The sequence below is a fragment of the Geodermatophilus sp. SYSU D00698 genome (assembly GCF_054050335.1).
This window is the reverse complement of sequence record NZ_JBJGZD010000001.1, coordinates 160012-179773: the sequence shown is the minus strand read 5'-3', so window position 1 is coordinate 179773 and position 19762 is coordinate 160012. Positions and strand designations below refer to the sequence as shown.

Here is a 19762-nt window from a genome sequence, read left to right as displayed (position 1 = left end):
ACCCGCCCCTGCCGTCACAGGCGGCACAGCGGGGTCAGGCGCCGGGGGCCCCGTCCGGGGTCGCTGATCCGCGCGGCGGCCGCGTCGATCCACGGCAGGCCGGTGTCCGGGCCCTCCGTCGTCGCGACGGCCCGCACCGCGGCCGTCGTGACCTCCAGCGGCTGCCCGGGCACGCGGTCGGAGGCCAGCTCGTACGGGAGCAGGGCCTTGAGCCGGCTCTCCAGGGACATGCCGTCCAGCTGCTCCCGCCAGTCCCCCACGGGGGAGCGGTGCCTGGGGGAGGGCCGGTCCATGCGTGTCTCCGGAACTCCGACGCCGTGGTCCCCGCGGGCGGCCGGGAGGCGGTCCGGGTCGCGGGGGACCATGGCCCGGTGACCGCCTCCCCGCGGGCGCTGGCGCCGCTGCGCTCGGCGGCCTACCGCCGGCTGGCGCTCTCCCTGGCCCTGTCGCTCGTGGCCAACGGCGCCTGGGCGGTGACCGCCGTCTGGCAGGTGGTGGCCCTCGGCGGCGGGCCGGCGGAGCTGTCGCTGGTGACCGGCGCCTCCGCGGTCGGGACGCTGGCGACGGCGCTGCCCGGCGGGGTGCTCGCCGACCGGGTGCCGCAGCGCCACCTGCTGGTCGCGGTCACCCTGCTGGCGGCGGTGCCGGTGGGCCTCGCCGGGGCGCTGTCGGTGGCCGGCGCGCTGCCGCTGCCGCTGCTCGCCGTCGCCGGGCTGCTCGGCGGAGCCGGGCTCGGCCTGCACTACCCGGCCTACTCCGCACTGGTCCCCGCGCTGCTGCCGGAGGACCAGCTGCTGGCCGCCAACGGCCTCGAGGGTGCGATGCGGCCGCTGCTGTACCAGGTCACCGGGCCCGCGCTGGCCGCGCTGCTGGTGGCGGCGGCCTCTCCGGGCGCGGCACTGCTGGCCACGGCGGCCACCTCGCTCGCGGCCACCGTCTGCGTCCTCGGGCTGCCGCTGCTGCCCGCGCACCGCGCCGCGGACGGGCCGGCGCACCCGGCGCGGGCGCTGGTCGCCGACCTGCGCGAGGGCCTGGCCTTCCTCGTGCGCACCCGCTGGCTGCTGGCCACGCTGCTGTTCGGTTCGCTGATGCTGCTGGTCACCACCGGGCCGCTGCAGGTCCTGACGCCGTTCGCCGTGCGCGAGCACGCCGGCGGCGGTCCCGTCGAGCACTCCCTGGTGCTCGCCGGCTCCGGCGTCGGCGGCGCGCTGAGCTCGCTCGTCGTCGCCTCGCGGCCCCTGCCGCGCCGCTACCTCACGACGACGACGCTGCTGTGGGCCGCCGGCTGCCTGCCGCTGGTCGCCTTCGGCACCGCGACGTCGGTGCCGGTCATGGTCGGCGCCGCCGTCCTCGTCGGCGCCGGGGTGCACGGCGGGATGACCATCTGGGGCACCCTGCTGCAGCGCCGCGTCCCGCCGGCACTGCTCGGCCGCGTGTCCAGCCTCGACTTCGTCGTCTCGGGCGCGCTGGTGCCGGTGTCGGTGGCCCTGGCCGGGCCGGTGGGCGAGGGCGCCGGTCTGCGGGCGGCGTTCCTCGTGGCGGGCCTGGCGCCGCCGGTGCTGGCCGCGATCACCCTCTTGGTCGCCCGGCTGCCCGCCGACGAGCGCGCCCACCCCTTGGACCGGCCGGTACCGGAACCGGACGCCGGCCTGTGAGGGGCGCGGCATCGGCTACGGTCAGGGGAGCACCAGGTGTCCAACCTCGGGCACCCGGTACCTCGGCCCCCCGGCCCACGCCACGGAGACCACCTGTGGTCGACCACCTCCCCGCGGAGCGCCCGCGCGCCGGCGCCGACGGCCGGTCGCGTCCCTCGCGCGGCGACACCTCGGCGGCCGTCGCCGCCGCCCTGCAGCGGGCCGCCGACCAGGTCGCCCGCATGGAGAAGAACCTGCTCGTCGCCGACGAGCAGATGGCCCACCTGCACACCGCCCTGGAGTCGAACCGGCGCATCGGCATGGCGATCGGCATCCTCATGGCGCTGCGCAAGGTCGACGAGGAGGCCGCGTTCGGCCTGCTCAGGACCGCCAGCAGCCACCGCAACGTCAAGCTGCGCCAGGTGGCCGAGGAGGTCATCCGCACGGGGACGGTGGACTGACCGCCCCGCGCGCACTCAGCGGTCCTGGGCCCGGTCGACCGCGGCCTGCTCCCGGTCCGCCCGGGCGACGACCCGGTCGCGGGCCGCCGCGTCCCGGTCGGCGGCGGCCGCCGACCGGTCACGGGCCGCGGCCTTGCGGTCGGCCTCCTGGGCGTCGCGGTCGGCGCGGGCGGCGTCCCGGTCGGCCGCCCTGTCCCCGCCGGCGGTCGCGTGCCGGTGCCCGGCGGCCGTCATGCGCTCGACGGCGCGCGCGTCGCGGTCCTCGGCGTCGCGGTCACGCTCGCGGGCGTCGGCGTCCCGCTCGGCGGCCGCGTCGTCGCGGTCCCAGCCGCCGGTGACGGGGTCGCGCGCGCCGGGGTGGCGGCGTCCCGTCCCGGGGGGAGTGGTGTCCGGCACGCGTCCCTCCTCGGCTCGACGGGGCGCTGGGACCCATCCTGGCCCGTCCGCGGCACCTCCGCACCCCCCAGAACGGCGGAGGCCCCGGCCTGGGAACCCGGGCGGAGCCGCTGCGCGCAGGGTGGGTCACGGGGCCGGAACCCGCGGGTGGGGCCGGTGTGCGGGCCCGGTGACCCGGCAGGTGCGGAGCACGTGGAGCAGCCCCGGACCCGCGCGCGGGCCGGGGGCTGCTCCGGGTGGGACGGTCAGAGGGACAGGTGGTCGATGACGGCCGCGGTGACGTCCTCCGTGCCGGCGGTCCCGCCGACGTCGCGGGTGCGGATGCCCTTGCCCGAGGTGACCTCGATGGCGTGCTGGACGGCCTTGGCCTCGTCGTGCAGGCCGAGGTGCTCGAGCATCAGCGCCGCGCTGCCGATGGCGCCGACGGGGTTGCAGATCCCCTGGCCGGCGATGTCGGGCGCGGAGCCGTGGACCGGCTCGAACATCGAGGGGAAGCGCCGCTCCGGGTTGAGGTTGGCGCTGGCCGCCAGGCCGAGGCTGCCGGCGAGGGCGCTGCCGAGGTCGGAGAGGATGTCGGCGTTGAGGTTGGACGCGACGACGACGGAGAGGTCCTCGGGGCGCAGGACGAACTTGGCGGCCATCGCGTCGACCAGCACGCTCTCGGTCTCCACGTCCGGGTACTCGGTGGCGACGCGCTTGAACACGTCGTCCCAGAGCACCATGCCGTACTGCTGGGCGTTGCTCTTGGTGACGCTGGAGACCTTCTTGCGGGGCCGGGTGCGGGCCAGGTCGAAGGCGAACCGGATGATCCGCTCGCAGCCCACCTCGGTGAACACCGCGGACTGGACGGCGACCTCCCCGCGGTCGTCGCGGCCGGCGAAGTTGCGGCCGCCGAAGCCGGCGTACTCGCCCTCGGAGTTCTCCCGGACGACGACCCAGCTCAGGTCGGTCGTGTCGGCCTTGCGGAGCGGGCTCTGGATGCCGGGGAGGAACTCGACGGGGCGGACGTTGGCCCACTGGTCGAAGTTCTGGCAGATCCTGAGGCGCAGGCCCCACAGGCTGACGTGGTCGGGGACGGTCGGCCAGCCGACGGCGCCGAAGTAGATGGCGTCGAAGTCCTCGAGCTGGTCGAGGCCGTCCTCGTCCATCATCCGGCCGTGCCGGGCGTAGTAGTCCGCGCCCCAGGGGAACTCCTGCCAGTTGAAGGTGAAGCGGCCGTTCGAGGCCCCGGCGAGGGCGTCGAGGACGGCGCGGCCGGCCGCGACGACCTCGACACCGACTCCGTCGGCGGGGATGGCGGCGATGCGGAACGTGCGCTGGGCGGTCATGACGGTCTCCGTGGGGACGACTGCTGCGGTCGCTCCCGAGTGAACGGGGTCACGTCGCTGCCCGTCCAAGACGCGTTGTCGATCCTTCGGATAGCCCGGGCCTATCGATCCGCGGGGCCCATGCCCGCCTCCGCGTCGGACACGTACTGCTCGACGCACGTGACGAAGGCCTGGGCGGCCGGCGTGAGGGTGCCCGTCCGGGAGACGAGCGCGATCCGCAGCAGGACGGCGGGCTCGATCCGCCGGACCAGTGCGCCCGACCGCTGCGCCAGCGGCGTCCAGGACGACGGCAGGACCGCGTGTCCCACACCGGCGAGCACCAGAGGCATGATCGAGGTCCGGTGCTCGACCTCGACGACGATGCGCGCATCGACGCCGCCGGCCAGGACGTCGTCCACCAGCCCCCGCACGAGGCTGCCGTGCCTGCTGACGATCAGTCGCGTCCCGGCGAGGGCCGCACGGTCCACCGTGCGCACGGCCGGTTCCCCCATCGGCCCGCGGTCCCCGTGCTCCGGCGGCGCACCGTCCTCCGGCGGGGAGACCAGGACCAGGGGCTGGTCCTCGATCAGCAGGACACGCAGGCCACCGGGGTGCGGAGGCGAGGCCGCGCCGAGCAGCCCGAGCTCGGCCCGGCCGGTCCTGACCGCCTGGACCACCTCCTCGGGGGTGAACGCCGCGTCGGCCGTGACCGTCATCGCCGGATGGGCGGCGGTGAAGTCGCGGATCAGGGTCGACAACGGCTCCATGCCGGGACTGGGCATCGCGACGAGCTCGACCCGGCCGCGCTGCAACCCACGGACGGACTGCGCCGCGGCCCGGGCGGCCTCCAGGTCACGGACCACCTGGCGAGCCGGTTCGACCAGCTGGGCTCCGGCGTCGCTGAGCACGATGCCGCGGCCCACCCGGTGGAACAGCGGCACGCCGAGCTCCCGCTCGAGCGTCCCGATCGCCTGGGACAGCGAGGGCTGCGCGATGTACAGCTGCTCCGCGGCGCGGCCGAAGTTCATGGTCTCGACGACGGCGAGGAAGTAGGTCAGCTGCCGGACGTCCACCGCGTCACCTCCCGCGGACCGATAGGCCGAACCTACCGGTGCGGTAGCGAACGCGTCTTGGACCGGTGTGGCCGGAGTCACCCACCGTGGCGGCTACCCCGTCCACCCCTCCGGCAGTGAAGGACCGAGGTGTCCCCAATGGACCTGTCCCACGCGCACACGCCACCGGCCGAGAAGAAGCGCTGGTACCGGCAGCTGTACTTCTACGTCCTCGTCGCCATCGTGCTCGGCGTCGTCGTCGGCGCCGCCTGGCCCGGCGTCGGGGTCGCGATGGAGCCCATCGGCACCGCGTTCGTGGGGCTGATGAAGATGCTGATCGGCCCCATCGTCTTCCTCACCATCGTCGGCGGCATCGCCAGCGTCGCGGACCTGAAGAAGGTCGGCCTGACCGGGATCAAGGCGCTGACCTACTTCCAGATCGGCACCATCCTGGCGATGGTCGCCGGACTGGTCGCCATCAACTTCTTCCGCCTGGGTGACGGCGTGAACGCCGACGTCAGCACGCTGCGACCGACCGAGGACGTCGGCTCGCTCGTGGAGGCCGGGCAGGAGCAGCACTGGTGGGACTTCCTGCTGCGCGTGCTGCCGGAGAGCGCCGTCGCCCCCTTCGTCGAGGGCGAGATCCTGCAGATCATCTTCATGGCCGTGGTCTTCGGCGTGGCGCTCAACGCGGTCGGCGCGGTCGGCGCCCCGGTGCTGTCCGGCGTCCAGCGGCTGACCGCGGTGGTGTTCAAGGTGCTCGCGTTCATCATGAAGGCGGCCCCGCTGGGCGCGTTCGGGGCGATGGCCTACGCCATCGGCGAGTACGGCCTGGAGACGCTGACCAGCCTCGGCTCGCTCATCGCGCTGTTCTACGTCACCTCGGCGCTGTTCGTCTTCGTCGTGCTGGGCGGGGTGATGGCCTACCTGCGGCTGAACCTCTTCCATCTGCTGCGGTACCTGCGGGAGGAGCTCCTGCTCATCCTCGGCACCTCCACCGCCGAGCCGGCCCTGCCCGGGCTGATGAAGAAGATGGAGCACGCCGGCGTGGAGAAGTCCACCGTCGGCCTGGTGGTGCCGACCGGCTACTCCTTCAACCTCGACGGCGCCGCCATCTACCTGTCCCTGGCCGCCCTGTACATCGCCCAGGCCACCAACACCGACCTGTCGATCACCGAGCAGCTGGGCCTGCTCGCGGTCATGCTGCTGACGTCGAAGGGCGCGGCCGGCGTCGCCGGCGGCGGCTTCATCGCGCTGACCGCGACCCTGTCCACCGTCGGCACCATCCCGGCGGCGGGCATCATGCTCGTCTTCGGCATCGACAAGTTCATGTCCGAGTGCCGGGCGCTGGTGAACTTCTGCGGCAACGCCGTGGCCACCCTCTTCATCGCCGCCTGGGACAGGACGCTGGACCGCGACCGCGCCCGCCGGGTCCTGCGCGGTGACGACGTTCCGCCGCTGCACGAGATCGACGAGGTACCGGCAGAGACCGTGGACACCGACGACGCCGCCGCATCAGCCGAGCCGCCGCCGGTTCCCGGCGTCGTCGCCGTCCCCGTTCCTGTGGTGGCGAGGGCCTGACATGCGCGTGCTCGTGGCTCCGGACAAGTTCAAGGGTTCCCTCACCGCCCTTGAGGTGGCGACGGCCATCGGGCAGGGCCTGGAGGCGGCCGGTGTCGCCTCGAGGCTCCTGCCGCTGGCCGACGGCGGTGACGGCAGCGTGGCCGCCGCTCTGTACGCCGGCTCCGCTCCCCGCCCGGTGTCCGTGCGCGGCGCCGACGGACGCCGGCACACCACCGAGTTCGCGTTCGACGGCAGCACCGCGGTCGTCGAGGTCGCCAACACCTGCGGACTGACCACGCTTGCGCCCGGGGAACCGGCCCCGATGACCGCGTCCAGCTACGGATTCGGGCAGGCGGTGCTCGCGGCGCTCGAGGCGGGAGCACGACGCATCGTCCTCTGCCTGGGCGGCAGCGCCAGCACCGACGGCGGCGCGGGACTGCTCGCCGCTCTCGGCGTCCGGTTCCGGGACGACGCAGGACGTGACGTCGAGCCGACGGGGGGATCGCTGACGCAGATCGCCGAGATCGACCCGTCGGGAATCTGCGACCTGGAGGCCGTCGAGCTCGTCGTAGCCACCGATGTGACCAACCCGCTGCTCGGCGCCGAGGGTGCCGCGGCCGTGTTCGGCCCGCAGAAGGGTGCCACCCCGGACCAGGTCCGCGAGCTCGAGGTCGGCCTGCGGCACCTCGTCGGTCTGCTGGAGACCTCCCGGTTTCGAGCGGCCGACGGCGGAGGGGACCTCGCGGACGAACCCGGTGCCGGTGCGGCGGGCGGTCTCGGCTTCGCCTGCCGGTGGCTCGGCGCCCGGCGCGTCGCCGGCGCGGAGTTCTTCCTGGACCTCCTCGGCTTCGACGCCGCGGTCGCCGACTGCGCCGCCGTCGTCACCGGCGAGGGCCGCATGGACGGGCAGACCCTGGCCGGAAAGCTGCCCGCCGTCGTCGCGACACGATCGGCGCCGCGCCCCGTTTCCGCCGTCGTCGGGCAGTCGCTGCTGACCCCCGACGAGCGACGGCGACTCGGGCTCGACCAGGTGGTGGCGCTCGGCGAGCTGACCGACGGGGACCCGAGGCGGGACGCCGAGCTCTCGAGGCGCCTGGCCGCGGTCGCGGGTGAACTCATCGGCCGGCAGGTCCGTTCCCGTGCCGCCGCCGGGCGTCGGGGTGCCAGCCGCGCCCACCCGCCGGCGTCCACCGTCGGCGCCTGACCGGGCCGACCGGTCCCGGGCCGGAACTGGTCCGCCGCCGCCACGATGTGGTCACCTACACCGGCGTCAAGTACGCGCCGCGGTTCACCGCCGTCGGCGCGAGCTGGGAGCCGTGGCGGCAGGCGCCGGACCACGACGACGCTGACCCGGCCGCCACCATCCCCAGGTCGGCGACGGCAGAGGCGCTCGGGCTGGCCGGGCCAACGGTGAGCACGTGATCCTGCGCAGCGGCGTTGGGCAGACCCGGGACCTGCTCGCCCTGCACGGGCGGGAGAGGTTCGACGCGATCGTCAGCGACTAGATGTCGGTCGGCGGGTCGCTGATCGCCGAGAAGCTGGGTCTCCCGCTGGCCACGGTCGCCGTCCTCCCGCTGGTGCTCACCAGTCGGCACCTGCCCCCACCGGGCACTCGGCTGCTTCCGGCCCGCACCGCCGCCGGACGTGCGCGCGACGCCGTCCTCCGGCCGCTGGTCGGCACCGTCCTCCGCCGTGTCCTGGACCCGATCATCACCGACGTCCGCGCCCAGGTCGGGCTCGGCCGTGCCGCGGTGTCGGGCCTCGATGGGCTGTTCTCCACCCGCCTGGTGCTCGCCCAGGGCGTCCCGGGCTTCGACTACCCGCGGCCGGACCTGCCGCCCTACGTCCACTACTTGGGCCGTCTGGCGCCCGAGCCCGCGCCGGGGACCGACGCCGATCTCCCGCCGTGGTGGAACGAGGTGGCATGCGCGCGAGTCGAGGGCCGCCCGGTCGTCCACGTCGCTCAGGGCACTCTCCACGTCGATCCCGACGATCTCATCCGGCCCACCATCGCCGCTCTGGCCGGCAGCGATGCGCTGGTCGTGGCCACCACCGGCCGGGACGCCGCCGGGTCACTCCGCTCGCTGCCGCCCAACGTCCGCGTCGCACCCTTCATCCCGTACCACCTCTTGCTGCCGCACGTCGACGTGATGGTCAGCAACGGTGGCTGAAGCAGCGTGCTGGCCGCCGTCGCCGCCAGCGTGCCGCTGGTGGTGACCGGTGCCGACCTGGACAAGCCCGAGGTCGCCAGGCGGGTTGGCTGGAGCGGGGTCGGTGTGGACCTGCGCACCGGCCACCCCCGGCCCGCGCGGATCCGGGCAGCGGTCGACCGGGTCCTGGCCGATCCGAGGATGCGGCAGACCGCGCAGCGGCTGGCGAAGAAGTTCGACGCGGCCGGCGGTGCCCGTAGGGCCGGCGACCTCATCGAGACCATGGCCACTTCGTCCACGCCCTGAGCTGCCTTGCGCAGTCCTGCTCGGATCCGCGCAGGACAGGTTCTGGCCGTTATCTGCCGTCTCTCCGTTCGCGGTCCGCCGTGGCTGCCGCCTGGTCCCGGCTGTCCTGCTCGCGGTCGGCGCGGGCGGCCTCGCGGTCCTGTTGCGCCGCGAGCCGGTCCTGCTCGGCCGCGCGGCGGTCGGCCGTGTCGGCCGCTCGGTCGCCCGCGGCCCGTGCCCGGTCGTCCTCGATCCATCCGCGGTAGCTCGCCTCAACCTCGATGTCGATGGCCCGCTGCTCCTCGCCCTCCCCAGGAGGCCTACCGCCGGCCGACGCGGTCGGCGGGCCCGTCCACCGCCTGTGTTCGGCACGGCGCTCGTCAGCGGCCGCCTCCCGGCGCTCGGCGGCCACGGCCCGTTCCGCGGCCTGCCGGTCTCGCTCGGCGGCCACCTCGTCGCGCAGCTGGGCCGCCGTCTCGCGGCGCAGGGCCGCTTCATGCCGGTGGTGGGCGGCTCGCTCCCGCCGCCGGGCCGCATCGTCCAGGGCGCGGTCGGCCGCGGTCCGCCGCTGCCCGGCGCCCGCTGCGGCCGTGGGATCGGGCGTCGGGTCGCCCGGCCAGCGCTCCGCCCGCAGGCGTTCGTGCTCGACGGCTCGCAGCGCCGCCGCGGCCTCGCTCAGCAGGCCTTGCGCGTCCTGGAGGCGGGCCTCCCGCAGAGCCCGTTCGGCCAGGGTGAGCTGGGTGGCGGCTACACCGCTCTCGGTGCCGGCGATCGCCTCGGCGCCCCGGCCCATTCGCTCCTGCAGCCGCCGGACGTCCTGCCGGAGCCGCTCGGCGGCCCGCTCGGCGCGACGGCGCCGCTGCTCCCGGCGGTCCTGCCCGTCCGGCCCGCTCTGGTCGGCGGCCCGCTCGTCGGACCCGTCCACGCACCGAGCCTCCCCCCGGCACAGACCGCGGACAAGGGCCAGTGCGGCGCCGCATGGAGGCATGGCGCGGCGGGTAGGCCGAGGTGCGGACGGAACTCTGACAGCACGGGTCCGGCCGGTCCGACGGGCAGGTGCCCAGCTCACCTCCCCGGATCGAGCGGGAGCGTGCCGCTCTCCGGGTGGAGCAGATGGACCAGCCTTCGTGGGCGCAGCGACCGCCGCCGGCGCCGGGACCTCGCCTGACCGCGGTGTGGCAGGGCCGGCCGGGCACCGCCGCCGAGCTGACCGGCATGCGGCGCCGGCTGCGCACCGCACTCACCGACGGTGTCCTGCCCGCCGGGGCCGACGACGGCGGGCGGCTGCTGCTCGCGGTCGAGGAGCTGGCCTCCAACGGCCTGCGCCACGGCCGGCCGCCGGTGGACGTGACCGTTACCGCGGCGGGAGTCGGCTGGCTGCTGGAGGTCAGCGACAGTGCGGCCGCGCGGCCGCCGACCCCGGCGATCGACCGCGACGCCGCGCTCGGCGGCATGGGCCTGGGCCTGGTCGCCCGGCTCAGCCGCGCGCACGGCTGGACCGTGGACGGGGACCGCAAGACCGTGTGGGCGGACATCGCCTACCGGCCGCCGCCCCAGCCGCCGCCACCGCAGCGCATCCGGGCGGCCACCGTACGCGCCCGGGACCTGGTCGCCTGCCTAGCCGCCACCGAGGCCCGGATCGCGGCAACCCGGCAGCGGCTGGCGGCGGACGCCGCCGTCGCGGGCAGACTGGAGCAGGCCCACGCCTACCGCGCCGCCGCCGGGAGCGCCCGGACGACGGCCGTGCAGGCCCGCTCGACGAGTCTCGTCACGCCCCACGCCTCCGGTCCGAGGAGCCGCCGGCCGGCCGCCCCGGTGGGCCGGTACTCCGCCCGCTGAACCGGGCCGGAAGACGCGAAGCTGTCGACGGTCCGGCCCGCTGAGGCGGGCTGGTTCATCGGGACCGCGGCCGGGACACCTCCCAGTACCTTGCCGCGATCCCCACGGCGGGGTGTCCGGGTCGGGGCGGCATGGGGTAGTGCGCGCATACCGGTCCGCTCATCGAGCCGGCGACGTCGGTGACAAGCCGATGGAGGCGTGCCCCGCAGTTGCGCCTGGCACTGAGCCGCCCGAGCACGCCTGGGTGCTGCGGGCTCAGGGTCGTTGCGGCCGGCTGACGTCGGCGCGCGGTAGCGGGCGTAGAGGCTGCTCCAGGTCATGAGGTCGTGGATGCCTCCAGCAGCGTGCCGTCGGGGACGCGGAAGGCCGTGGCCTCGGTGATCCGCTCGCTGAGCTGTCGGTCAGATGGTGGCCGCGACGATGCCGACGTGCTCACGGCCGAGGTTGCGGCCGTTCGCGCCGGGGCGCGACCTGCAGGGAGGGTGGGACCGGGTGGTCGTCCGGGCCTGCAGGGCGGCATGCCGCCGTTGCGGCAGTGCGGCACTGCGGCGGGCACACCGAGGCCCTGCCATCCGGTCCGCTTGGCAGGGCCTCGTGGGTCTGCGGCCGGGACCTGTCCCACAACTGTGGGACAAGTCCAGCGACCTGTTGGACGACCTCAGCGGGCGCGGCGCCGCTGCGACTTCGCGGCGGGCGGCAGGGAGGCCGGGAACAGGTCGGCCTCGGCCGCGCGGCGGCCGCGGCGGGATGATCGGCCTGCTCCCGGGTCGCCGCATCGTGCTGCTCACCGGTCGCGGACCGCCGGCCCGAACGCTGCTGGACGCTGCGGAGGAGGTGCGTCGCGCTGGCTGAGCTGCCGGACGGCGAGGATCGCGATGTCGTCGCGGGCGCCGCCGACGTCGACCAGGTCGGCGAGCACCCCGTCGACGAGCGTGGCCAGCGGTGCCCCGCGGCGGGCGGTCGCGGCCGTGGCGAGCCGAGTCAGGCCGGCGTCGAGGTCGTCGGCGCGCCGCTCGATGAGGCCGTCGGTGTAGAGCAACAGGACCGCGTCGCTGGGCAGGGTGGTGACCGCCTCCGGACGCCGCCGAGCGCCGGGCACGGCGAGTGCCGGGCCGTGCCCGGCGTCGAGGTAGGTGACCGACCCGTCGGGGGTGGCCAGCAGCGGCGGCGGATGGCCGGCGCTGCTGCAGGTCAGCCGGCCGGTGGCGGAGTCGAGCAGCAGGCACACGACGGTGGCCAGCGCGGCACCGTCGACCTCCTCGGCGAGGCCGTCGAGGAGCTCCAGGGCCCGGGCCGGGCTGCGACCGGCCAGCAGCATGCCGTGCAGCGCGCTGGACAGCCGGCCCATCGCGGCGGCGGCCGCCCCGTGCCCGACCACGTCGCCGACGACGAGCGCGACGGAGCCGTCCTCGACGGCCAGCACGTCGTACCAGTCGCCGCCGGCGGCGGTGCCGCGCACCGCCGGCAGGTAGCGGGTGACCACCTGCAGCCCGGCGACGTCGGGCACGCGGGCGGGCAGCAGGCTGCGCTGCAGGGTCTCGGCCATCTCCCGCCGGACGTCGGCCAGCGTGGCGCGTTCCAGGGCCACGGCGAGCTGGTCGGCGACGGCGCGCAGGAACGCGCGCTCCGCGGCGTCGAAGCGCCGTCGGGTCGTGAACGCCACGCCGAGCGTGCCGATCACCCGGTCGGCAGCCGTCAGTGGCAGCGCCGCCGCCGCCTGGGTGGCGGCCTGCAGGTGCCGCTCGATGCCCGGATAGCGCGCCAGCAGCGCGGCGCGGTCACCCAGCCATACCGGCCGGCGGGTGCGCGCGGGTTCGGCGATCGGGAACGGCGCGGTCAGCCGCATGGCGGCGTACCGGGCCAGCTGCTCGGGCGGATAGCCGCGGGCCTCGACGGTGTGCAGCAGCCCGTCGGCGTCGAGCGTGCACACCGAGACGACCGACGCGCCCAGCGCGGCCCGCAGCCCGTCGGCCAGCGCCGCGGCGGCCTCGGCGACGGTGCCGGCCGCCGACAGCGCGGCGGTGAGCTCGTGCAGCTGCCGCGCCCGGGCGGTGACGCGTTCGGCGGCGACCGTCGCCGCGATCCGCTGGCCCAGCTCGTCGGCCAGCGCCAGGTCCTCCTCGTCGTAGCGGCGGGCGAGGTCGGTGGTGAGGAAGGTCAGCAGTCCCACCCGCTCCCCGCCGTGCTGCAGCGGAACCACCAGCTGGCGGCGCGGAGTCGGGTCGGCGGCGGCCAGCCGCTCCAGGACGGGGTCGCCGGCCAGCGCTTCCCGGCGCATCGCCTCGGGGAGTGGACCGACGTCGAACGGCCGGCCGGCGGCGATCAGCGGCCGCAGCTCCTCCGGTGCCAGCACCGCGGGCATGCCGTGGACCTGGGTGGCCAGCTCGGCCGGGGCGGCGGCGACCAGCCGGTAGCGGTCGTCGTCGGCCAGCCACACCACCGCGCGCTCGCCGAGCACCCCCAGGGTCCGCCCGGCCACCGCGCCCAGCCGCTGCTCGATCGGCCCGCCGGCGGACAGCGCTCGCCCGGCCGCGGCCAGCATCACTGCCGCCTGCTCCCGGCGCCGGGCGGCGGTGACGTCGGTGAGGACGACGTGCAGGCTGCGGGCCCGGCCGTGCTCGTCGCGGGCCACGTGCCCGAGGTGCTGCAGCCACAGCCACCGCCCGTCGCGGGTCCGCGCCCGGTAGGTCAGGGAGAAGTCGACCTCGCCGTCGGCGACCGCGCGGTGCACCCGCCGCACCGCTGTGGCGCGGTCGTCGGGGTGCAGGAGGCGCTCCCACAGCCCGGGCTCGGCCAGCCACCGGGCGGCCGGGTAGCCGAGCAGGTCCTCCACCCGGTCGTTGAGGAAGGTGAACCGCAACGTGTGCGGGTCGCGCTGCCACACCACCGCGTTCAGCCCGGCGACCAGCGCCTCCAGCCGGGCGGCGCCGGCCTCGGCGGCCTGGCGCGCGGCCTGCTCGGCGACCGCCGCGGCGCGGGCGTCCTCGGCGGCGCGCCGCTCGGTGATGTCCAGGATGCTGCCGCGGACCAGCCGCCGGTCGGCTGCCGGCAGCCGCAGCAGGGTGATCTCGCACGGCACCGGCGTGCCGTCGGCCCGCCGGTGCGTCCACTCGAACCGCGGCCGGCCACCGGCCAGTGCCTGTTCGACGTAGGCCTCCGCTGCCTGGTCCGACGGGCGGCCGTCGGGTTGCCGCGGCGGGCTGACCTGGACCGGCCCGACGCGCAGCAGCTCGGCGCGGTCCATGCCGAACAGCTCCTCGGCGGCGGCGTTGACCGAGATGAAGCGGCCGGTGTCGACGTCGAGGATCACGATCGCGTCCGGCGCGTGCTCGATCAGTGCCCGGGCCTGGGCCAGCTCCTCGGTCCCGGCGCCGGCCGCGGCGGCCGGCTCGGCGGGCACCTGACGCAGCGAATCCGCGGGGATGCTCACCTGCGCACCTCCGGAGGACCGACCGGAGCCCCGCGGGTCCGAGGGCGACGCCCAGTGTCCCGCGAAGATCGTCTCGGCGGGAGGGGGCCGAGGGGACGCTTCGCCTGCGGGCAAATCCGCGGGCGCACCCCTTCGCCTGCGGTGCTAGCCGGCCAGCGGACCCCCGTTCAGGGTCAGGCCATGACGGTGGTGCCGGAGCACTCGCCGCCCACGCTGCGACAGGCCGCAGCCGTGCGCCAGTCCGCCGAGGCGATCCGGGGGGCCGCCGCGACGGTCGCAGCCGTGGCGTTGAGCTACGGCGCCGTCGCGGCCGCCGCGGACGCGGTCGCCGGCACAACCAACTCCGCCGGGCCGCACCGGGATCGGGCGGCGTGGGCGCGCACGCGGGCCGACCCGCAACGCCGCCTGGCGCTGCGGATGTGGGCGCGGGCCGACGCGCTCGAGTCCACCGCGCACTGACCGGCAGGTCCCCGGACACGCGAACCGACACCCCCGCGGTGCGCATCGGCGTGCCCGCTCATTCGGCGCCGCCAGCGGCCGATGCGTTCGCTGACCGCAGGTGGCCGCGTGCGGCCGGTCTCTCGGACAAGCAGCGCCCCGCTGAGCCCAGGCGGTGGCCCTCCGCACGCGGCGCCCTACGGGCAGGCAGCGAGGGCACCGGTGGGCGCGATGGCCGACAGCTGGGGGCACGCGCAGCGTGTGACGCCGATCGACCTGTCGGAGGTAGCGGCGCGTCGCGCCGCTGCGGCCGAGCGGGCCCGGCGCTGCGCGGTGGAGCTCGTCGCCGAGGCCGGCGCCAGCCGGCAGCGCGCGGAGCAGCTGCGCCGGGGGCTGGAGGCCCGGCGGCTGCGGGCTGCCGCGGGCGGCGGGTCAGGTGCGCAGGGTGGCGCTGGGCAGCACGCCGTAGGCGGCGCGGTAGCGCTCGGTGAACCGGCTGGGCGTGAAGCCCCAGCGGGCGGCGACGGCGGTCACGGTGACCCCGTCGCCGGGGGTGGCGTCGCGTAGCTGCCGGTGCGCCTCAGCCAGGCGGACCTGGCGGAGGTAGGTGGTCGGAGTGCAGCCGAGATGGCGGCGGAAGGCCAGTTGCACCGCCCGCGGGGTGACGAAGGCGGCGCGGGCGATGTCGGCGACGGAGATGTCGCGGTCACAGTGGGAGTCGATGAAGTCGAGCGCGCGCCGCAGCGTGCCGGGGTGCGCGTCGATGCGGTCCGTAGCCACCGCCGGTGCGACGGCGGTGTTCGGCAAGATCGTCAGCGCGGTGGCGGCCAGCAGCCGTGCGGCCGGCCCGAGCAGCAGCGGCGAGGCGGCGGCCTCGGGGTCGGCGAGCAGGTCGTCGACGAACCAGGTGGTCGCCCGCCATCGAGCGGCTCCGCCGGGAGTGGCCTGCGAGGCGGTGAACCGCCACGGCTCGTTCGTGGTGGGAGTGCCCCGGGCGACGTCCGTGAGCAGTGACTGGGGGAGGGCGACGCTGAGGGTCCGAGCTTCATGACTGTCGGCGACGGCTCGGGTGTCGGGGTGATTGGCGATGAACACGTCCCCGGGCACGTACCGCTCGAGGTCGTGCCCGCGGTCGTACCCGATGGCACCGGCGACGGCTACGGAGATGAGGACGTCGTCCTGGCCGGCCAAGTCGAACGTGAGGTCGGCGGGCACCATGACATCGCTGATGCTGAATGCACCCGCGTCCAGCATCCTGACGCTGGCCTCCCATCTGGTGTCCGGGGAGGCCTTCAGCTGCAGCCGGCCGCCGAAGAGGTTGTCGATGAGCTCTCGCGCCTCGCCCGGGTCAGACGTGGCGTACTCATGCCGCCGTAGTGCTCCCGGTGTGGCGGTTCCCATGCCGCCCTCCTCTCCCGCTCGTGAGGCGATGTCAACTCGCAGGGCGATATCAGTCCCAGGACCATCACGTGCGCAGGGTGTGGGCGGGGGTCACCCCGTAGGCGGCGCGGTAGGCGGCGGCGAACCGGTCGGGCTTGGCGAACCCCCAGCGCAGCGCGATCGCCGCCACCGTGTCCCCGGCGGTCGGGTCGGCGGCCTGCAGCTCCCGGTGCGCACCCTCCAGCCGCACCCGCCGCGCGTAGCCCATCGGGGACAGCCCGACGTGGCGGGCGAAGGCCAGCTGCAACGCCCGCGGGCCGACCCCGGCGGCGTGGGCGACGTCGGTGACGGTGATCGGCAGGCTGGCGTGCGCGTCGATGAAGGCCACCGCCCGGCGCACCACCGCCGGCGCCACCGTGCCGGCGCCGGGCAGGTGGCCCGAGGTCATGGTGGTGTTCGGGAACGCCGCCAGCGCGGCCGCCGCCATCAGCTCGGCCAGGTGCGCGGCGATCAGCGGCTCGGCCAGCCCGCTGCCGGGATCGGCCATCTGCTGGTGCACGAACCGCATCAGCCCCAACCAGGTCCGGCGCATCGGCTCGGACAGCGGGCCCATCCCGTCGAACCGCACGTCGGCGGGTGGCACGCCCAGCCGCTCCTCGGCCACCCGCTCGACCACCGCCAGCGGCAGCCGCACGATGCCCACGTCCACGTCGTCCCACTCGTTCACGAACGGCGCGCCGGTCGGGCACCGGAACACCACGCCCGGTCGCGTGGTGACCTGCTCCCGGCCCGCCCCGTACCGGCACCCACCGCTCACCGGACTGGCCACCACCAGGTCGCTCAGCGGAGCGACCGCGCAGCGCATGCCCGCGGTGAACCGCAGCCGGTCCGCGGTCAGGTGACCGGCCGTTGCCGACCGGAGCTCGCAGGTGAACGACCCGCGGACGCCGGAGAACGCGAGCGGGCGCTCCGAGCGGTAGAGGTCGGCGAGCACGGCCTGGGCGACGTCCGGCTCCCGGATGGACAACTCGATGACCTCGACCGGCACGACGCGCCTCCAGCGTGCGCGTTCCCGAGGCCGTGGCTGAGCCGCCGCCGGCAGCGCCGGCCCCGCCGACGCTAGCCGCCGACATCCGCTGTGCGAAGCCCCTCGCCCCCCAGCGCAGCGCGGCGTCCGGCGCCGGTGCATGTCGACGGCGCCCCGTCGACCCGGCTGGACTCCTGACGCGATCGCCTGGCGTCACGTCGGCCGGGCATGCGGAGGTGTTCCACCCGCTGCACCGCGGTACTGCTGGTCGACGCGTCGGGGGTAGCGATACGTTGCGGCTCCCTAACGACAGCAGCCGCCCTCTTCCCGGGGCCACGGGAGGGCGGGCGTGCGATCGGACCTGCCGGCGATCCGCATCTTCCTGGTCGACGCGCACGAGGTCACCCGGCGCGGTGTGGCCGTTGTGCTGGCGGCCGACCCGCAGATCCGGGTGGTCGGCGAGGCCGCGTCGGTGGACCAGGCACGGCGCCGCGCACTGGCGGTGCGGCCGGACGTCGCGGTCGTTGCCGGCGCGCCGCTGTGCGCGGATCCGTGTGCGGTGCTGCCCGGCTTGCGCTGCCTGGTGCTGGGGCAGGACGGCGGTCCCGACTCGGTGGCCGCCGCCGTGCGGGCCGGCGCGTCCGGGTGCTTGGTCAAGGACGTGCGCGGCGCGGAGTTGGTGGCCGCGGTGCGCCGTGTGGCCGCCGGCCAGATCCTGTTCGACGCGGCCACGATCGCCCGGGCCGGGCCGAACTCCGACGGTCACCGGGAGCGGCTGGCGCTGCTCACCGGCCGGGAGCGCCAGGTGCTGCAGCTGCTCGGCGAGGGCCTCAGCAACCGGGAGATCGCTGAGCGCCTCCGTCCGGAGGTCAAGTCGGTGAAGAACTACGTCACCGCGCTGTTGGCGAAGCTGGACCTGGCCAACCGCACCCAGGCGGCGATCCTCGCCACCGAGGTGCGCGGCGGCGATGGGGTCGCCGGCCTGTGACGGGACAGGCCCCGTGCACGTGTCGAGCCCGCGGTGCGCGGAGCCCGGCCACAGCAGCCCTCGCTCCCGGGCGCGGCGCACCGCATCGCCCCGACCGGTCGCCGCGAGCTTGCGGATCAGCGTGCGCACGTGGCCGCGGACGGTGTTGGTCGACAGCACGAGACCGGCCGCGATCTGCCTGGTCGACTGCGCGTCACCCAGCCGTTGGAGCACCTCGAGCTCGCGGGGACTCGACCGCGGCGGCGCCGGGTCCGCTGTCGACTCGACCATCGGGCTCTCCTCGCCCAGCGTCGCGGCCACCGGCGGTGCCCAACGCCCGCGAGCCTGGACCGGCCCGGGGAGAACCCTGCCCGCCCGTCGAGTTGTGCGCCACAGCTTTCGGCGCGCAGGGGCGCCGCGCCGCCGGCCGCTGCTGACCCATGACCGCGGCCCAAGCCGTCGCTGTGCCGCCCCTTGTTCGGGAACCAGGCTGTCGCCGTCCGGTGCCACCGGCACCGCCCGGCTGCTGCCCTGCGTCATCGGCGACCGGACCGGCGGCCCGCTGTTCCTCGCCGTCCGCCGGCCAACGAAGCCGATGCCCGCGGCCGACGTCGATCCGGCCACCGGCCGGGCGCGGCTGTCCTACCGGCAGGCCGAGCGGGTGTTCGCCGCGCCCGGGCGGCGGCTGGACCCGGGCGGGCCGCCGTTCACGCTGCACCGGCTGCGGCACGCCGGGATCTCGCACGCCGTCGAGGACGGGTACTCCGTGGCCGCCATCCGCGCGAAGAGCCGGCACTCCTCGCTGCGGTCGCTGGAGGTCTACACCAACCCCAGCGCCGAGGCGATCCGCGCGATGACCGACGACCTGGACGGCACCGCCCGCCGGCGCCGGGCCGGCGGTGCCCGCTGACGGCGACGCCGATGAGCGGACCCGCGGCGGCGCTGGCGGCGCTCCTGGCCCCCTACCCCGATCCGGAGTTCGCGCCGATCGGCCGGGTCATCGGCGTGTCGGCGTAGGTCGGCGCGGGTGCTGCGGCTGCTGCTCCGCGAGCAGGTCAGCGTCCGGTGCAACGGCGTGCAGCCGCCCATGTCCTGGTTGGTCGAGCAGGCCGGCCTGCTCGACGGCCGGCTGGTCGGCGGGCTGGCCCGGGGCCGGGCCTACGTCCGCTTCGACGGGCTGCAACTGGCGCCGACCGCGGCCCGCGTCCTGGCCGACCGTTGGCCACCGCCTGGCCGGCGAACCCGCAGGCCCCCGGCGCCCTGGAGGGTGCGGTGGTCGAGGCCTGGACGTCGTGGAAGGCCCGCAAGCCCGTCTGGACCGGGGCGGGTGCCGAACTGCTGACCGGGCCGCTGCCGCCCGGCGTCGCCTGCGTGGGGTTCTGGTGGGACTGACCGGCGCGGGCGAGGTCACCATCCGGGCCCACCGCACGTAGCGGGGACCTCGCCGGCGTCCTCGGCCTGTGAGGCGCCGGGCGGCGGGCCAGGTACAGCGCCGCACCGGCGAACTGGAAACCGGTACATCGGCCGCCCGTCCCGGTTGCCGAGCTGTAGCAGGCCCGGGACACGCCGCACCGCCCCCTGGGGGGTGGTTGGGCTGCAGGGCGGCGTGCTGTGCGCCGATGGTGCTTCCGACGAACCGCCGGCCGAGTGCGACACCGCCGAGGACGAGCACGCTCCCGGCGATCACCGCCGATCGTCGGCGACCGCACCCGCACGAGAAGAGACGCAATGTCCAGCCACACCGCCCGCCGCCTCCGTGGAGGCGCGGTCCTGATCGCCGGAGCGCTCGCGCTCACCGCCTGCGGCAGCGGCTCCGCCGATCGCGCTTCGTCG

20 protein-coding genes and 1 pseudogene are annotated in these 19762 nt (G+C 75.8%); 12 read left to right on the top strand and 9 right to left on the bottom strand.

Translation table 11 applies throughout. The annotated features are described in order from the left end of the window. Window positions 1-14: 14 nt before the first annotated feature. The gene (locus tag ACI8AB_RS00880; protein WP_456948586.1) at window positions 15-293 is read right to left on the bottom strand and encodes a hypothetical protein; all 279 of its coding nucleotides are present in this window, start codon (window positions 291-293) and stop codon (window positions 15-17) included. 78 nt (window positions 294-371) lie between these two features. Here ACI8AB_RS00880 and ACI8AB_RS00875 point away from each other — a divergent pair, with 78 nt between their 5' ends. Together ACI8AB_RS00875 and ACI8AB_RS00870 are read left to right on the top strand one after the other, a co-directional pair. After that, the gene (locus ACI8AB_RS00875; RefSeq protein WP_456948585.1) at window positions 372-1655 is read left to right on the top strand and encodes an MFS transporter; all 1284 of its coding nucleotides are present in this window, start codon (window positions 372-374) and stop codon (window positions 1653-1655) included. A gap of 95 nt (window positions 1656-1750) precedes the next feature. Next, window positions 1751-2095 (top strand): ANTAR domain-containing protein, encoded by a 345-nt coding sequence (locus tag ACI8AB_RS00870; protein WP_456948584.1) that lies wholly within the window; start codon window positions 1751-1753, stop codon window positions 2093-2095. Between the two features lie 15 nt (window positions 2096-2110). Here ACI8AB_RS00870 and ACI8AB_RS00865 read toward each other — a convergent pair whose 3' ends face one another. From ACI8AB_RS00865 to ACI8AB_RS00855, 3 genes are all read right to left on the bottom strand, one after another. After that, the gene (locus ACI8AB_RS00865; protein ID WP_456948583.1) at window positions 2111-2491 is read right to left on the bottom strand and encodes a hypothetical protein; all 381 of its coding nucleotides are present in this window, start codon (window positions 2489-2491) and stop codon (window positions 2111-2113) included. A 245-nt stretch (window positions 2492-2736) separates the two neighbouring features. Further along, window positions 2737-3819: a tartrate dehydrogenase gene (locus tag ACI8AB_RS00860; RefSeq protein ID WP_456948582.1), complete on the bottom strand. Its 1083-nt coding sequence runs from the start codon at window positions 3817-3819 to the stop codon at window positions 2737-2739. A 101-nt stretch (window positions 3820-3920) separates the two neighbouring features. Beyond that, entirely contained in the window at window positions 3921-4871 is a 951-nt protein-coding gene (locus ACI8AB_RS00855; protein WP_456948581.1) for a LysR family transcriptional regulator, read from the bottom strand. A 138-nt stretch (window positions 4872-5009) separates the two neighbouring features. Between ACI8AB_RS00855 and dctA the strand changes: the two genes are divergently transcribed. From dctA to ACI8AB_RS00830, 5 genes are all read left to right on the top strand, one after another. After that, the gene (gene dctA, locus ACI8AB_RS00850; protein ID WP_456948580.1) at window positions 5010-6431 is read left to right on the top strand and encodes a C4-dicarboxylate transporter DctA; all 1422 of its coding nucleotides are present in this window, start codon (window positions 5010-5012) and stop codon (window positions 6429-6431) included. Window position 6432: 1 nt separating this feature from the next. After that, on the top strand, window positions 6433-7617 hold the full coding sequence (locus ACI8AB_RS00845) for a glycerate kinase (protein ID WP_456948579.1): 1185 nt from the start codon (window positions 6433-6435) through the stop codon (window positions 7615-7617). A 47-nt stretch (window positions 7618-7664) separates the two neighbouring features. After that, window positions 7665-7835 (top strand): hypothetical protein, encoded by a 171-nt coding sequence (locus ACI8AB_RS00840; protein ID WP_456948578.1) that lies wholly within the window; start codon window positions 7665-7667, stop codon window positions 7833-7835. An 83-nt stretch (window positions 7836-7918) separates the two neighbouring features. After that, window positions 7919-8584, top strand: a complete 666-nt coding sequence (locus tag ACI8AB_RS00835; protein ID WP_456948577.1) for a glycosyltransferase — start codon at window positions 7919-7921, stop codon at window positions 8582-8584. Between the two features lie 6 nt (window positions 8585-8590). Further along, window positions 8591-8869, top strand: coding sequence for a glycosyltransferase (locus ACI8AB_RS00830; RefSeq protein WP_456948576.1), 279 nt, complete (start codon window positions 8591-8593; stop codon window positions 8867-8869). A gap of 49 nt (window positions 8870-8918) precedes the next feature. Here ACI8AB_RS00830 and ACI8AB_RS00825 read toward each other — a convergent pair whose 3' ends face one another. Then, entirely contained in the window at window positions 8919-9641 is a 723-nt protein-coding gene (locus tag ACI8AB_RS00825; protein WP_456948575.1) for a hypothetical protein, read from the bottom strand. Window positions 9642-9961: 320 nt separating this feature from the next. Here ACI8AB_RS00825 and ACI8AB_RS00820 point away from each other — a divergent pair, with 320 nt between their 5' ends. Next, the gene (locus ACI8AB_RS00820) at window positions 9962-10687 is read left to right on the top strand and encodes an ATP-binding protein (protein WP_456948574.1); all 726 of its coding nucleotides are present in this window, start codon (window positions 9962-9964) and stop codon (window positions 10685-10687) included. A 784-nt stretch (window positions 10688-11471) separates the two neighbouring features. On the opposite strand, the gene ACI8AB_RS00815 is transcribed toward ACI8AB_RS00820, so the two are convergent. Beyond that, window positions 11472-14117, bottom strand: coding sequence for a SpoIIE family protein phosphatase (locus tag ACI8AB_RS00815; protein WP_456948573.1), 2646 nt, complete (start codon window positions 14115-14117; stop codon window positions 11472-11474). A gap of 180 nt (window positions 14118-14297) precedes the next feature. Between ACI8AB_RS00815 and ACI8AB_RS00810 the strand changes: the two genes are divergently transcribed. Further along, the gene (locus tag ACI8AB_RS00810; protein ID WP_456948572.1) at window positions 14298-14576 is read left to right on the top strand and encodes a hypothetical protein; all 279 of its coding nucleotides are present in this window, start codon (window positions 14298-14300) and stop codon (window positions 14574-14576) included. A gap of 411 nt (window positions 14577-14987) precedes the next feature. On the opposite strand, the gene ACI8AB_RS00805 is transcribed toward ACI8AB_RS00810, so the two are convergent. Together ACI8AB_RS00805 and ACI8AB_RS00800 are read right to left on the bottom strand one after the other, a co-directional pair. Then, entirely contained in the window at window positions 14988-15956 is a 969-nt protein-coding gene (locus tag ACI8AB_RS00805) for a helix-turn-helix transcriptional regulator (RefSeq protein WP_456948571.1), read from the bottom strand. A 64-nt stretch (window positions 15957-16020) separates the two neighbouring features. After that, entirely contained in the window at window positions 16021-16983 is a 963-nt protein-coding gene (locus ACI8AB_RS00800) for an AraC family transcriptional regulator (RefSeq protein ID WP_456948570.1), read from the bottom strand. Between the two features lie 328 nt (window positions 16984-17311). Between ACI8AB_RS00800 and ACI8AB_RS00795 the strand changes: the two genes are divergently transcribed. Continuing rightward, on the top strand, window positions 17312-17950 hold the full coding sequence (locus tag ACI8AB_RS00795; RefSeq protein ID WP_456948569.1) for a LuxR C-terminal-related transcriptional regulator: 639 nt from the start codon (window positions 17312-17314) through the stop codon (window positions 17948-17950). Window positions 17951-18031: 81 nt separating this feature from the next. Here ACI8AB_RS00795 and ACI8AB_RS00790 read toward each other — a convergent pair. Further along, a pseudogene (locus tag ACI8AB_RS00790) lies at window positions 18032-18220 on the bottom strand (LuxR C-terminal-related transcriptional regulator); the annotation flags it as partial. Window positions 18221-18524: 304 nt separating this feature from the next. Between ACI8AB_RS00790 and ACI8AB_RS00785 the strand changes: the two are divergent. Beyond that, entirely contained in the window at window positions 18525-18839 is a 315-nt protein-coding gene (locus tag ACI8AB_RS00785) for a hypothetical protein (protein ID WP_456948568.1), read from the top strand. A gap of 308 nt (window positions 18840-19147) precedes the next feature. Further along, window positions 19148-19321 (top strand): hypothetical protein, encoded by a 174-nt coding sequence (locus tag ACI8AB_RS00780; RefSeq protein ID WP_456948567.1) that lies wholly within the window; start codon window positions 19148-19150, stop codon window positions 19319-19321. Window positions 19322-19762 lie beyond the last annotated feature (441 nt).

What these genes read in the sequence shown, in the direction of transcription:
- ACI8AB_RS00880 (WP_456948586.1), bottom strand. Translation starts at nt 293, where the DNA reads ATGGACCGGCCCTCCCCCAGGCACCGCTCCCCCGTGGGGGACTGGCGG.
- ACI8AB_RS00860 (WP_456948582.1), bottom strand. Translation starts at nt 3,819, where the DNA reads ATGACCGCCCAGCGCACGTTCCGCATCGCCGCCATCCCCGCCGACGGA.
- dctA (WP_456948580.1), top strand. Translation starts at nt 5,010, where the DNA reads ATGGACCTGTCCCACGCGCACACGCCACCGGCCGAGAAGAAGCGCTGG.
- ACI8AB_RS00845 (WP_456948579.1), top strand. Translation starts at nt 6,433, where the DNA reads ATGCGCGTGCTCGTGGCTCCGGACAAGTTCAAGGGTTCCCTCACCGCC.
- ACI8AB_RS00835 (WP_456948577.1), top strand. Translation starts at nt 7,919, where the DNA reads ATGTCGGTCGGCGGGTCGCTGATCGCCGAGAAGCTGGGTCTCCCGCTG.
- ACI8AB_RS00825 (WP_456948575.1), bottom strand. Translation starts at nt 9,641, where the DNA reads ATGGGCCGGGGCGCCGAGGCGATCGCCGGCACCGAGAGCGGTGTAGCC.
- ACI8AB_RS00820 (WP_456948574.1), top strand. Translation starts at nt 9,962, where the DNA reads ATGGACCAGCCTTCGTGGGCGCAGCGACCGCCGCCGGCGCCGGGACCT.
- ACI8AB_RS00810 (WP_456948572.1), top strand. Translation starts at nt 14,298, where the DNA reads ATGACGGTGGTGCCGGAGCACTCGCCGCCCACGCTGCGACAGGCCGCA.
- ACI8AB_RS00805 (WP_456948571.1), bottom strand. Translation starts at nt 15,956, where the DNA reads ATGGGAACCGCCACACCGGGAGCACTACGGCGGCATGAGTACGCCACG.
- ACI8AB_RS00785 (WP_456948568.1), top strand. Translation starts at nt 18,525, where the DNA reads ATGCCCGCGGCCGACGTCGATCCGGCCACCGGCCGGGCGCGGCTGTCC.